This window comes from Aliivibrio sifiae (assembly GCF_002954715.1).
GTDB classification, from domain to species: domain Bacteria; phylum Pseudomonadota; class Gammaproteobacteria; order Enterobacterales; family Vibrionaceae; genus Aliivibrio; species Aliivibrio sifiae.
This window is the reverse complement of the sequence record NZ_MSCP01000003.1, coordinates 23,492-36,594: the sequence shown is the minus strand read 5'-3', so window position 1 is coordinate 36,594 and position 13,103 is coordinate 23,492. Positions and strand designations below refer to the sequence as shown.

Sequence of the window (13,103 nt, the reverse complement as noted above, 5' to 3'; positions counted from 1 at the left end):
GTGTCCTTTAATTAATTTTTATTATTACTATCTATACAAGTTTTGCAAGTTCCATGAGTTTCAACAATGTGGTTCTCAACAGAAAAGCCAATGTTCTCAGCATGTTTTGTTAGCTGCTCTGTAATTTTCATATCATGGAACTCAACAACATCATCGCAAGTGCGACAGATAAAAAGTTGTGAAAAATGGGCATGTTCGCCAATAACACAGCAAGAAATATAGCTATTGATTGATTCTACTTTATGGACAAAACCCTGAGTCACTAAAAAATCTAAAGCACGATAAATAGTGGGTGGTTTTGCCTGAGGCTCTATTTTTTTTAATTGCTCTAAAAGATCATAAGCACTTACTGCACCATGATGGGTAACAATAAGCTCTAAAACAGTTAATCTTTGTGGCGTTAGTCTAACTCCACGTTGTTGGCATAACAGCTCAACTTTTTCTTTTTGAGAACTATTCAAGGATACATGTCTTATTTATGAACAAGTGAGGCAGTTTATCATAAATGTTTTGATTTTAACTTCACTATTTAGAGAATTATTATTTACTGAAGTGAATATCCTTGATGAGTAAAAGAAGTAATAGGTTGGCTGTTTGTGTTCTGATTATGTTAGAATTGAGGCCTTGATCACTGAACGAATATATCTATGAGCTCTTACCCACTACAACGTTTCTCTGTTGCTCCAATGCTTGATTGGACTGACCGTCATTGTCGCTATTTTCACCGTCAACTATCAGAACATGCTTTGTTATATACAGAGATGGTAACGACGGGTGCGATCATTCATGGTAAGGGAGATTTCCTTGCTTACAATGAAGAGGAGCATCCAGTTGCATTACAACTAGGTGGTTCGAACGTTAAAGATTTAGCTCATTGTGCGAAATTAGCGGCTGATCGCGGCTATGATGAAATTAACTTAAATGTAGGTTGTCCATCCGATCGTGTTCAAAATGGTCGTTTTGGTGCTTGCTTAATGTCAGAGCCTGAATTGGTTGCTGAATGTATTGCAGAGATGAAAGCAGTTGTCGATATCCCTGTAACCGTTAAAACTCGTATAGGTATTGATGATCAAGATAGCTATGAATTTTTAACTCGCTTTGTTTCTGTTGTTCATGAACAAGGCGGTTGTGATCAATTTACTATTCATGCACGTAAAGCATGGTTAAGTGGATTGAGTCCTAAAGAAAACCGTGAAATTCCACCGCTTGATTACCCAAGAGCATATCAGATAAAAAAAGACTTCCCTCAACTGGTTGTTGCTGTGAATGGTGGCATTAAAACGCTTGAAGAAGCGAAAAAACATTTAGCGCATTTAGATGGTGTGATGGTTGGTCGTGAAGCGTATCAAAGCCCATACTTATTGGCAGAAGTTGATCAACAATTATTTGGTAGCGATAAACCAATTAAAAAGCGCCGTGAAATTGTTGAATCAATGTACCCATACATTGAACGTCAATTAGAGAACGGAGCACACCTGGGCCATATTACTCGTCATATGTTAGGTTTATTCCAAAGTATGCCTGGTGCTCGTCAATGGCGTCGTTATATTAGTGAAAATGCACATAAACCGGGCTCAGGTATCGAAGTCGTCCAAACGGCTTTAGCTAAAATCCCTGCGGAATTAGATGTATAGAAGCTGAAACGATTACCGATAGATTTAACGAGAAAAAAAGAAGAGTACATAAATAAACCAAATCGTTTATTATGACCGCATATGAACCAAATCGCGTCGCAAATGGAGACTACGCATGAACAAACTATCCCTCGCCACTGTTGTTGCTTCTGCTGCCTTAGTATTGGCAGCTCCTGCACATTCAACAGAAAAGGAGTTTACAACAAAAGTGGCAATTTATGCGTGGTTCCCTGATGGAAAAGTAGGGTCTAAAGATGGAGCTGTCCGAGATAATGACGTAGATGCTTCGCAAGCATTTTCAATTGCGTTTGAACATCCATACCCATACATTCCTAATGTAAAAGTACGTTATACTCCAGTAAAAGCCGATCGTTTTGAATACGACCAAATTGATTACACTGGTTACTACAAATTATTAGACACCAATGGCCTTCAATTTGATGTGGGTTTAACGTTAATGCAGTTTGCTAATGGTGAATTTAATAAAGGGGGCTCTGTTGACTCAAATAAACTAGCAAATCAAAGTTTTGATGAAACGGCATTGAACATGTATGCGGATGCGTCTATGCATATCCCAAACACAAACTTCCACATTTTTGGTCAATATGATTTTGGTAGCAGCAGTGATACCCGAACTATGGATGGCCAAGCAGGGGTTAAATATATCCTTCCTGTAGATGCGGTAGATGTTGAATTTAAAGTCGGTTATCGCGTAATGGATCATGAGTTTGGTTATTTTGAAGGCTTTGATAGTGACCAAGCAAATGTCATGGTTGACGGTTGGTTCGGTGGTTTGTCATTTGATTTCTAGTCAATAACAAATATTGTTAAGATAGCGACGCAGGTGACTGAGTCGCTATTTTTTTATTTTAAATTTGCTCAATCGTCGATCATTGACCATTCTTATATAATGGATATTACTATGATATTCATATTTGGTAAGGATGCAGTTATGACGACATTAAGTGAACTAAAATTGATGTACCAAGAAGATCAATTGGTTGAAGCGGTAATTGAACCAATATTAGTTGAAGATTCTTGGATTGTAGAATTTCGCCATGTGCGTGGAGGTCTTGTTTTGCTTACTGATTTTAAAGGTGGTGAGATGAAATACAGGGATTTAGAATCCGCCTCAAAGAGTGCGTTAGCCGTTGGATTTAATCAAGTTAGGATTAATGACTAGATTATTTTTGGTATAAATTAGGTAACGCAAACTTTTCTTTCTTCCAAAAAGTTATAAAACATTCTTATCTATTCTTTCTTGTTATAGAAAAGAGTCGCTAATCTAACATGACGCAATGAATAGGGATGTCGTCATGTTATTAAAGGAACTCTCCGCACTCGCTAGTCCACTTAATGATCAACAAATAGGTCAATTACAACTAGCTGCTTCAGAATTATCTCCACAACAACTTGCTTGGGTAAGTGGTTATTTTTGGGGTGTAAGCCAAACATCTGGTGCAGCACAACCAATTAATCAAGCCGCTGCGGCGGTATCAAGTGAGCCTGCTGGTAAGCTATCAATTATTTATGCCTCTCAGACTGGTAACGCAAAAGGCGTGGCTGAAGCATTAAAAGAAGAAGCATCGGCTTCTGGGATTAGTGTTGAGCTGTTTGATGCCAGTGACTACAAAGGTAAAAACCTCGCTAAAGAAACTCACGTTATTATTGTTGCATCCACTAATGGTGAGGGTGAAGCCCCTGATAATGCCATTGAGTTACATGAATATCTTCAATCTAAAAAAGCACCAAAATTAGATAACTTAAAATACGCAGTGATTGGTCTAGGAGATTCGAGCTACGAGTTCTTCTGCCAAACTGGTAAAGATTTTGATGCGTACTTATCTAAGAAAGGCGCGACGCCATTTATTGAGCGTATCGATTTAGATGTGGATTATGAAGCACCAGCCGCAGACTGGCGCAAGCAAGCGTTAGAAAAAGTAAAAGAAACCTTATCTACTGGTGATGACTCTAAAAATGGACAGGTAGTGCAATTACCTGTTGGTCAAGCTGCACATAGCCATTCTCAATATTCAAAACAAAACCCTTATACAGCGACGCTATTAGCTAGCCAAAAAATAACGGGCCGAGATTCTGGCAAAGATGTTCGTCATATTGAAATTGATTTGGAAGATTCAGGCTTAACTTATCAACCGGGTGACGCGCTTGGTGTTTGGTTTGAAAATAGTCCTGAGTTAGCGGCTGCGATCTTAAAACAAATCGGTTTAACTGGCGAAGAGCTAGTTGAGGTTGATGGAGAGTCTATTTCTCTGCAAAAAGCGTTAGTCGAAAAATATGAAATTACTTCGGCAAACCCACAGCAAGTGGCTAAATTTTCAGAATTATCAGGCAGTAAAAAATTAGAGAAGCTAGCTCAAGACAAAGATAAGTTACGCCAATATGCGGGCAATACCCAAGTCATTGATCTGTTATCAGAAAAGAAAACAAAATTAACCGCAGAGCAATTAGTTGGTTTACTGCGTCGTTTAACTCCCCGTTTATATTCTATTGCTTCAAGTCAAACTGAAGTGGATGAAGAGGTACATTTAACGGTTGCTGTTGTTGAATACCAACAAGGCGATGACACTCGATTTGGTGGCGCCTCTAGCTTCTTATCTCACCGCCTAGAAGAGGGGGATGAAGTTAAAGTGTTTATTGAACACAATAATAATTTCAAACTTCCCCAAGATGATAATACCCCAGTGATCATGATTGGCCCTGGTACTGGTATCGCACCGTTTCGCTCATTTGTGCAAGAGCGTGACAACCGTGATGCTGAAGGTAAAAACTGGTTATTCTTTGGTGATAGAACTTTCACGCAAGATTTCTTATACCAAGTGGAATGGCAGAAATACCTTAAATCAGGTGTTGTAAATCAACTAGATGTTGCCTTTAGTCGAGATCAACAAGAGAAAGTCTATGTACAACATCGTATTCTTGGGCATTCCGCACAAGTGTGGCAGTGGCTACAAGATGGTGCTTATATTTACGTATGTGGTGATGCAACTCGCATGGCAAAAGATGTACATGATGCATTGATTACTATTGTTGAACAACAAGGTAAAAAGAACAGAGAAGAAGCAGAACAATTTGTAAATGATCTGCGTAAGGCGAAACGTTACCAAAGGGATGTGTACTAATGAGCGAGCAAATAGCAGTAAAAACAATCTTATCAGGCACTGAACTTGGCCCATTAGCGGATAACGAGCGTCTAAAGCGTGAAAGTAAAAGTCTTCGAGGGACGATCGTAGAAGATCTTCAAGATCGCATTACCGGTGGTTTTACCAAGGATAACTTCCAATTGATCCGCTTTCACGGCATGTATCAACAAGATGATAGAGATATTCGTGCTGAGCGTGCAAAGCAAAAATTAGAACCATTGCATAACGTAATGCTTCGTGCACGTATGCCTGGTGGAATTATCACCCCAAAACAATGGTTAGCGATTGATAAGTTTGCTGAAGAAAATACCTCTTATGGCAGCTTACGTTTAACGACTCGCCAAACGTTTCAGTTTCATGGGGTATTAAAACCAAATATTAAATTAATGCACCAAACATTGAATAGCATTGGCATTGATTCGATTGCGACTGCGGGCGATGTAAACCGAAATGTTCTTTGTACCACCAATCCTGTTGAGTCTGAGTTACATCAAGAAGCGTATGAGTGGGCGAAAAAAATAAGCGAGCATCTGCTGCCAAAAACACGTGCCTATGCAGAGATCTGGTTAGATGGTGAAAAACTAGAAACCACAGATGAAGAGCCAATTTTAGGCAGTAATTATCTTCCTCGTAAATTTAAAACTACCGTGGTTATTCCACCGCAAAATGACGTAGACGTGCACGCTAATGACTTAAATTTCATTGCTATCGCTGATAATGGAAAGCTGGTTGGTTTTAATGTATTAGTTGGTGGTGGTCTTGCGATGACGCATGGTGATACTGCTACGTATCCACGTAAAGCGGATGATTTTGGTTTTGTTTCACTAGAAAAGACACTAGAGGTGGCAGCTGCGGTGGTTACGACTCAACGTGATTGGGGTAACCGTTCAAATCGTAAAAATGCAAAAACAAAATACACGTTAGATCGTGTTGGTGTTGATGTCTTTAAAGCGGAAGTTGAAAAACGTGCTGGTATTCAATTTGAAGCAAGCCGCCCTTACGAGTTAAAAGAACGTGGTGATCGAATTGGTTGGGTCGATGGCATTGATGGTAAGCATCACCTTGCACTATTTATCGAAAATGGTCGTTTATTAGATTACCCAGGTAAGCCATTAAAAACAGGGGTTGCTGAGATCGCTAAGATTCACCAAGGTGATTTTAGAATGACAGCCAATCAAAACTTAATTGTTGCTGGTGTACCTGCTGAGCTAAAAGATCAGATAGAGCAAATTGCTCGAGAGCATGGCTTAATTGATGATGAACACTCAGAGCAGCGTAAAAACTCAATGGCATGTGTGGCATTTCCTACTTGTCCATTAGCGATGGCTGAAGCAGAGCGTTTTTTGCCTGAGTTTGTTACTGAGATTGAAGATGTCTTAAAGAAACATGAACTCCCAAAAGAAGATAATATTATTTTCCGTGTCACTGGATGCCCAAATGGTTGTGGTCGTGCGATGCTTGCTGAAATTGGTTTAGTGGGTAAAGCGCCTGGTCGTTATAACTTCCATTTAGGCGGTAATCGCAGTGGTACTCGTGTCCCTAAAATGTATAAAGAAAACATTACAGATCGTCAAATTTTATCTGAAATAGATGAACTTGTTGGCCGCTGGGCAACTGAGCGTAAAGGTAATGAAGGCTTTGGTGATTTTACCATCAGAGTTGGAATTGTGGATGAAGTGAAAGTATCAAAAAGGGACTTCTATGCTTAAATTGCAACTGTCAGAGCTGTTGTCATTAAATAAAGTTGAGCAAATTTTACGCTTGGCTGAAATTAATACCGAGCTTGAAAAATTGACAGCTCAAGAGCGAGTATCTTGGGCTTTAGATAACTTAGAAGGGAAACCAGCGGTTTCTTCAAGTTTTGGAATTCAGGCTGCGGTAATGTTGCAACTAGTTACGGATGTTAAATCCGATACTCCCGTCATTTTAACTGATACTGGTTACCTGTTTCCTGAAACGTATCAATTTATTGATGATCTAACAAAACGGCTTAATTTGAATTTGCAGGTATTTTCTGCAGATGAAAGTCCAATGTGGCAAGAAGCTCGTTACGGTAAATTGTGGGAACAAGGCGTTGAGGGGCTAAAACAATATAACCGCTTAAATAAAGTTCAGCCCATGAGAAGGGCATTAGATAAACTAGAAGTGAGCGTTTGGTTTTCGGGATTACGTCGTGGTCAATCTTCTTCTCGTTCACATTTGCCTATTTTAAGTATTCAAAATGGGGTATTTAAATTTCTACCGGTTATCGATTGGAGTAATAAAGATGTCCACTATTATTTGGAAGAGAAAGGATTACCTTATCATCCATTAAGAGATGAAGGATATCTGTCTGTTGGTGATACACATACAACTCAGAAATGGGAACCGGGAATGAAAGAAGAAGACACTCGGTTTTTTGGATTAAAGAGAGAGTGTGGGTTACATGAAGATGATGCAGAGGCGGAAGGCTCTGGCATTTAATTCTAATACTAATGACATTAATAAATAAAAAGACAGCGAGTAAAATCGCTGTCTTTTTTATTTACGATTAAAAAATCATTATTTCCATAATGACGTTAGAGAATCAAGCAGGCCTGAACTTGCATCTTGTGATGTTAGGTATTGAGTAATTAATGGCGTGAATTGTGAAATTAATGCAGGGTCTAGACCTAGAGCAGAAAATGCAGTTTTAACACTGTCCATGTTTGAAATCATGCTACCTAATCCTCCAGGGATTGCTCCAGTTAGTGATTCAAGGCCTGGAACCATGCTATTAAGTTCAGAGCTCTCAGAGCTTGATAAACCATTACCTGCCATTGCGAGTAATGCACCAGCACCACCTGCGGCTTGATCGGCAGAAATACCTAGGTTTTCAGTCAGCATACCAACTAACGGATTTGAAGCTGTTGCTTCTTCTGTTTTTGCTGCGTCATCACCGCCAAAAAGGCTAGATAAAAAAGCGTTAGCAGGTGCAGCAGCGGTTAATGATAGTGCGAGTGTTGATAAAATAAGTGTTTTTTTCATTGTCATTTCCTTTTAACATTATTGTTCTGTTTTTATAACATGCTATTAGAGTATGACATAAAAAAAGCGATGCCTATAGGCATCGCTTTCTAATTTTATTTTTAATCTTTTTTGAGAAAGATTAAACGATTTCTAGTAATTCTACTTCAAATACTAGAGCAGCATATGGAGGGATTGCAGCGCCAGCGCCACGCTCACCGTATGCTAGGTTTTGTGGAATAGCTAGTTTCCACTTAGAACCTACAGGCATTAGTTGAAGAGCTTCAACCCAACCAGCGATAACACCAGTTACTGGGAATTCAGCAGGTTGACCGCGATCTACAGAGCTGTCAAATACTGTACCGTCAGTTAACATACCGTGGTAATGAACACGTACTGTTTTATCAGAAGTTGGAATCTCACCAGTACCTGCAGTTAGTACTTCATATTGAAGACCAGATTCAAGTACAGTTACTTCTGAACGAAGAGCGTTATCAGCTAGGAAAGCTTCACCGTCAGCAGCAGCTGCTTTAGATGCTTCAGCGCGAGCTTCTTCAGCACGCATGTGAAGTGCTTGAAGCGCTTCGTTGATAGCGTCAACTTCGATTTCTGGCATGTCGCCAGTTAATGAAGTTGCGATGCCTTTAGCGATAGCTGCAACGTTTAGGCCTTCAAGACCCGATTGTGCAAGTTGTTGGCCCATTTGAAGACCAATACCGTAGCTTGCTCTTTGCTCTACTGTTTCTAATTTAACTTCAGACATGCTGTCTCTCTTTCTTTATATGGTATAAACGAAAGACTAAAGGATACAGAGATCTAAGCTTAAGGTAAACTTTTGTACTTCTTTGCACTCTGATATTAGAATAAAACGTGAGCTCACCAGTTTCGCATGAGGCGATGGTATGAATAAAAAAAATAAAATGAACATAAAGCGTCCAGATTTTTCAGAGCAATTGACCATATTTAAGAAAAAGTGCGCACCTCTTATCGAAAGTGTTTCGCCTTATTGGCTACGTTTACCTGTATTTCATCGAAAAGCATTACGAGTTTTAGTGCCAGTTACTTGTGTTTTATTTTTATTACCAAGTGGCGAGAAAGGAGAAGGGGAGAGCATTCAGCCTGCAGCGATCCTTGCGGCTGAAATGCAAAGACAAAGTGTTAGCCTGAATTTAGAAGGATTAAGTGAGCAAGAAACTGAACTCAGAAATGCCCCTTCACCTTATGAAAAAGAACAAGAAAAAAGAATAGCGAGATCGGTAGAAAAGACAACAGAAGCATCAATATCAGAACCGGAACAACGCGCTGCAAAATGGCATGATTACAAAATTCAAGAAGGTGATACGCTGTACCAAGTCTTTAGGAAAAATAATTTATCACTGACAGAATTAAATAAAGTGGTAAAAATTGAAGGTGCAGATAAACCATTAAGTAATGTTAAAAAAGGCCAACTTTTTCGCTTTAAATTAAATACAAAAGGCGAATTAGACATTGTTCAAATTGAACGTCAGGGCGAAGCGATTATGTTCTTTAGGATGTCCGATGGGAATTTTGGACGCAGTAAATAATACAATCCAACGACTATTATCTTTTTCCTCTTATGCGTAAAAGCCATTCTTTTGGCATGAGAGGAAAAATAATTAATCCTATTCCTATTAGGGTTAACGCATCAGGCACTTCATCAAACCACCATACCCCGAATAAAACCACAAAAATAAGTCCAGAATATTCAGCCAATGATATTTGTGTTGCAGGTGCCTTTTTATAGGCCATTGTCGCAAGTCCATTGTACGTAATAATACAACTCGCACTTAGTGCCACCCAGAAAAAAGTGTGGAGAGTCAGTGGCTGCCAGTACAACAGGGCGAGAGTTCCTGAGGCAGGTAATGAGAATAATGTTGTCCACAATAGTGTGGTAATAACCGATTGTTCATTTGGTATTCTTCGGATCAAAATATTAAATAAGGCTAAGGTTATCGCTGTACCTAACGCAAAAATCGCAGCCCAATGAAACTGAGAAGGTCTTAAAATAATAAGTACACCCACGAAACCAATGAGGGTTTGAATTACTTTTTTTGTTGATGGCTTTTCCTTTAACAGCAGCATAGATAAAGGGATCATTAGCAGAGGAGCAGTGTAAAAAATAGCATTCGCAGTTGCTAAAGAAAGATAAGTAATAGAAACAACCATGCAACCACTGCCTATGAGGACGATATGAGCACGAATTGCGGTTATTTTGATATTACTTATTTGCCGTTTTTCACGAGATTGCCTAATCCAGAAAGGGAATATAAGAACTAATGAAACTAACTGACGAATAAAAATGTACTGAAAAGGCGATACCCCACCTTCCAAAACTTTTACCGCGACATCAGACAGTGATGCCATTAGATTACCGAGAACAAGTAATAAAATGGCTAGGTTAATAGATGACATTTTTAGTTTCATTAGAGAGATTACTTAACTAGCAGCATATCGACATGAGGAATATCGTCTTCTAAATACATATCAGACGTCACTAAAAACCCATGGTTTTGATAAAAATTGGTCAAGTGTTCTTGAGCTCCAATTTCAATATCGGTATTCGGCCACAGTTGCTCACATTGGCGTAATGCTTCAGAAAGTAACTTATGACCAAGTCCATTGCCTCTGGCACTCTCTTTGGTCGCAACACGGCCGATACTTACATTGTTATAAGAAATACCAGCAGGGAGTAACCGTGCGCAAGCAACGATATTATTATCTATATAACCGATTAAGTGGTGCACGCCTTCAGCGCAGTCTTTACCGTCTAATTCAGGATAAGGGCAAGTTTGTTCAACAACAAAGACATCGACTCTCAGGCGGAGTAATTCATATAACTGAACCGTTGTTAATTGATGAAAAGGAATGCTTTGCCAGTGGATCATAATGATATTCTCTGTGCGTAATTGAAATGACAAGATAGCAATTCCGACTTTTTTGAGCATTAACTTATGTTAATTTATTTTTTATTCTGCCTTTAATTCTACTTAAACTGATATGAGTAATTCCTAAATAAGCTGCAATTTGATAATCATTTAATTTTTCAATTAACTCAGGGTATGTTTGGCAGAAAATTTCATATTTTTCTTGAGGAGAATAAAGCAGCATGAAGCGCTCTTTTTTTTCTTTATACATTAGTTGAGTTTCTAATAATTTAATATAAAGAGGGTGAGATTGTGTTCGCCATTGTTTCATATAAGAAATAGGTAAAGACAAAAGTGTCGTCGGAGTTAATGTTTCAAGAGTATAAGGTGATTTAGTGTTATTTATAACGCCTTCAAAACAAACAATCCAATCGCCTTGCCAGTAAAACTCCTTACTAAATTGTTTCCCATGATCAGTAAGATAAGAAGCATGGCAAATACCATCTAAAAGAAAGTAGAGATTATCAGCTACGTCATCTTGTCGAGTAATGATTTTTTTTGAGGTTAATTGTGCTTGATGGCTATGTTGAATTAATTCTGCAATCTCTTCAGTGGTAAAACCATAGCCATCGAGTTGGTTAATAAAATTTGTGAGCATTATTTAAATTGGTCTAAGTCAGCAACGATGATGTTTTTCAAGGTAGCACATCGCTTCTTCTTTCCCCATGTATTTACTTAATGTTTTATGTGGCACATTACTCATATCTACCACTATTAATCCATCGAGGGCATCATTGAAATCAGGATCAACATTAAAGCAAACAAGCTTTCCATTTAGACCTATGTATTGACGCAGTAGAACGGGTAAACCTTTCCCTTTCTCAATTCGACTTAATACTTTTGATAACAGCTTGAGATCTCCGAGCAGAGATAGCATATCGCCATTCCATACTTTTTTTAGTGCAGGTTTTAATGGTGTTGTTGCGGAGACTAAAGCGGCTTTTTTATTATCGTAATGATGGATAGCAAGCGTAGATGCGATTAATTGACGAGCAGATAAACTGTAATCATTACTAATACTTACAGGACCAAATAAATGAGTATATTTAGGTCGCTGATAAACAAACGTTGAGATTCCTTTCCACAACAGAAGTAATGAACTGACATTTCGTTGATATTTTTTAGCAACAACAGATCGCCCAACCTCAATAGAATAATTGAGCGTATCAATAAATGGTTGTTGATAATTAAATAGGCTTCGAGAATACAACCCATCTAATCCAAAATTAGAGATGAGCTCGTCCACTAATCCTAATCGATATGAACCTACAACTTCTTGATTATCTTGGTGCCAAATAAAAAGATGATAATAGTGCGTATCATATTCATCTAAATCACAAGCAAGACCTGTACCTTCACCTACCTCTCTGAAAGTGACCTCTCTTATCCGTCCTATTTCCTGCATTATATTGGGAATAGCTTTGCTTTTAGTGCAGTAAACAGAAAGTCCATTTTGCTCCAATAATTTAGCATCACTGGGGAGTGATTCTATTTCGTGTTTTAAAATCGAAATGTCAATTGGTGAAATTACTGGAGATAAAGCTTGAGATGGTGCCTTTACTGGCGTTTCGTTGTCAGTATTGGTAGCGAGTAAATAGGTATTTAGTCTTAAATAATTAATTACTTCAATAGGAGAATTGAAACTAGAGAGTTCTTTGTGAGGAATTGCAGCCCCGATAGATAGGTGAATAGTATTCTCTTTTTTATTGAGCATTTCTCGACCCAACATTAATGTTCTTAATAATGGATGGAGCTTTCCAGCAAGGTAGAACGTTTGGCTATTTTTACCATCAATGTAAATAGGTACGGTCGTGGCATTGTGTTTTTCAATAAACTTTGCAGCAGAATAGCTCCACCGTTTATCGGATAATAGTTTTGTTTCTTTATTGTAAGTAGAGACTTCACCTGCGGGAAAAATAATTAAAGCCCCCTTATTTGCTAAGTGTTGATGGGCTTCTCGTAAAGCGTTGGTATTGTTTTTTTTTGCCTGCTTTGTTTCAAAAACATCGACGCCTATAAATAATTCACTAATTTCAGGTATTTGTTTTAAATATTTATTAGCTAATACTTTTACATCTGGACGAATGCGTCCTATCATTTCAGCTAATATCACCCCTTCTAAAGCTCCTAATGGATGATTAGCTACAATTACGACTGGCCCTGTTTTTGGAATGAAATTTAATTTACCTTGATGAATATCATAAGTCACATTCAAGCGTTGAAGGGTATAACGCATAAACTCAAAACTATTTAATCCCAGAGGACGATCTTGATAATGGGAATCCAAACGATTTAATCCAGTAACCCATTCTGCAAAAGATTCTCCAATCCCAAAAGGTGTAACTCTAGGAAGTCTAAATGGACTCGTAACCATAAAT

General features: G+C 38.4%; 14 protein-coding genes. 7 read left to right on the top strand and 7 right to left on the bottom strand.

The window, feature by feature from the left end; translation table 11 throughout:
• Positions 1-11 precede the first annotated feature (11 nt).
• The gene (zur, locus tag BTO23_RS18500; RefSeq protein WP_060993918.1) at positions 12-461 is read right to left on the bottom strand and encodes a zinc uptake transcriptional repressor Zur; all 450 of its coding nucleotides are present in this window, start codon (positions 459-461) and stop codon (positions 12-14) included.
• 186 nt (positions 462-647) lie between these two features.
• Between zur and dusA the strand changes: the two genes are divergently transcribed.
• The 6 genes from dusA (at position 648) to BTO23_RS18470 (ending at position 7,258) form a co-directional block, all read left to right on the top strand.
• Positions 648-1,634: a tRNA dihydrouridine(20/20a) synthase DusA gene (gene dusA, locus BTO23_RS18495; RefSeq protein ID WP_061005585.1), complete on the top strand. Its 987-nt coding sequence runs from the start codon at positions 648-650 to the stop codon at positions 1,632-1,634.
• Positions 1,635-1,749: 115 nt separating this feature from the next.
• The gene (locus BTO23_RS18490) at positions 1,750-2,445 is read left to right on the top strand and encodes a TIGR04219 family outer membrane beta-barrel protein (RefSeq protein ID WP_105064311.1); all 696 of its coding nucleotides are present in this window, start codon (positions 1,750-1,752) and stop codon (positions 2,443-2,445) included.
• A 141-nt stretch (positions 2,446-2,586) separates the two neighbouring features.
• Positions 2,587-2,817: a hypothetical protein gene (locus tag BTO23_RS18485; RefSeq protein ID WP_060993895.1), complete on the top strand. Its 231-nt coding sequence runs from the start codon at positions 2,587-2,589 to the stop codon at positions 2,815-2,817.
• A gap of 133 nt (positions 2,818-2,950) precedes the next feature.
• Positions 2,951-4,774 carry an assimilatory sulfite reductase (NADPH) flavoprotein subunit gene (locus BTO23_RS18480; RefSeq protein ID WP_105064310.1) on the top strand — a complete coding sequence of 608 codons (1,824 nt, stop codon included), beginning with the start codon at positions 2,951-2,953 and terminating at the stop codon, positions 4,772-4,774.
• Positions 4,774-6,504, top strand: coding sequence for an assimilatory sulfite reductase (NADPH) hemoprotein subunit (gene cysI / locus BTO23_RS18475; protein WP_060993893.1), 1,731 nt, complete (start codon positions 4,774-4,776; stop codon positions 6,502-6,504). The genes BTO23_RS18480 and cysI overlap by 1 nt, the downstream gene beginning before the upstream one ends.
• Entirely contained in the window at positions 6,497-7,258 is a 762-nt protein-coding gene (locus tag BTO23_RS18470) for a phosphoadenylyl-sulfate reductase (protein ID WP_060993892.1), read from the top strand. Before cysI ends, BTO23_RS18470 begins: the two co-directional genes overlap by 8 nt.
• A gap of 78 nt (positions 7,259-7,336) precedes the next feature.
• On the opposite strand, the gene BTO23_RS18465 is transcribed toward BTO23_RS18470, so the two are convergent.
• The gene (locus BTO23_RS18465; RefSeq protein ID WP_060993891.1) at positions 7,337-7,801 is read right to left on the bottom strand and encodes a DUF2780 domain-containing protein; all 465 of its coding nucleotides are present in this window, start codon (positions 7,799-7,801) and stop codon (positions 7,337-7,339) included.
• A gap of 121 nt (positions 7,802-7,922) precedes the next feature.
• On the bottom strand, positions 7,923-8,543 hold the full coding sequence (bamJ, locus tag BTO23_RS18460) for a BamJ family beta-barrel-assembly machinery protein (RefSeq protein WP_060993890.1): 621 nt from the start codon (positions 8,541-8,543) through the stop codon (positions 7,923-7,925).
• Between the two features lie 139 nt (positions 8,544-8,682).
• Here bamJ and BTO23_RS18455 point away from each other — a divergent pair, with 139 nt between their 5' ends.
• A complete protein-coding gene (locus tag BTO23_RS18455) occupies positions 8,683-9,345 on the top strand; it encodes a LysM-like peptidoglycan-binding domain-containing protein (RefSeq protein WP_105064309.1) in 663 nt (220 codons plus the stop codon).
• A 16-nt stretch (positions 9,346-9,361) separates the two neighbouring features.
• On the opposite strand, the gene BTO23_RS18450 is transcribed toward BTO23_RS18455, so the two are convergent.
• From BTO23_RS18450 to BTO23_RS18435, 4 genes are all read right to left on the bottom strand, one after another.
• Complete coding sequence (locus tag BTO23_RS18450) at positions 9,362-10,213, bottom strand: DMT family transporter (RefSeq protein ID WP_060993888.1); 852 nt, start codon at positions 10,211-10,213, stop codon at positions 9,362-9,364.
• A 20-nt stretch (positions 10,214-10,233) separates the two neighbouring features.
• The gene (locus BTO23_RS18445) at positions 10,234-10,686 is read right to left on the bottom strand and encodes a GNAT family N-acetyltransferase (RefSeq protein WP_060993971.1); all 453 of its coding nucleotides are present in this window, start codon (positions 10,684-10,686) and stop codon (positions 10,234-10,236) included.
• Between the two features lie 64 nt (positions 10,687-10,750).
• Entirely contained in the window at positions 10,751-11,323 is a 573-nt protein-coding gene (locus tag BTO23_RS18440; protein WP_060993887.1) for a Crp/Fnr family transcriptional regulator, read from the bottom strand.
• An 18-nt stretch (positions 11,324-11,341) separates the two neighbouring features.
• Complete coding sequence (locus BTO23_RS18435; protein WP_105064308.1) at positions 11,342-13,099, bottom strand: bifunctional lysophospholipid acyltransferase family protein/GNAT family N-acetyltransferase; 1,758 nt, start codon at positions 13,097-13,099, stop codon at positions 11,342-11,344.
• Positions 13,100-13,103 lie beyond the last annotated feature (4 nt).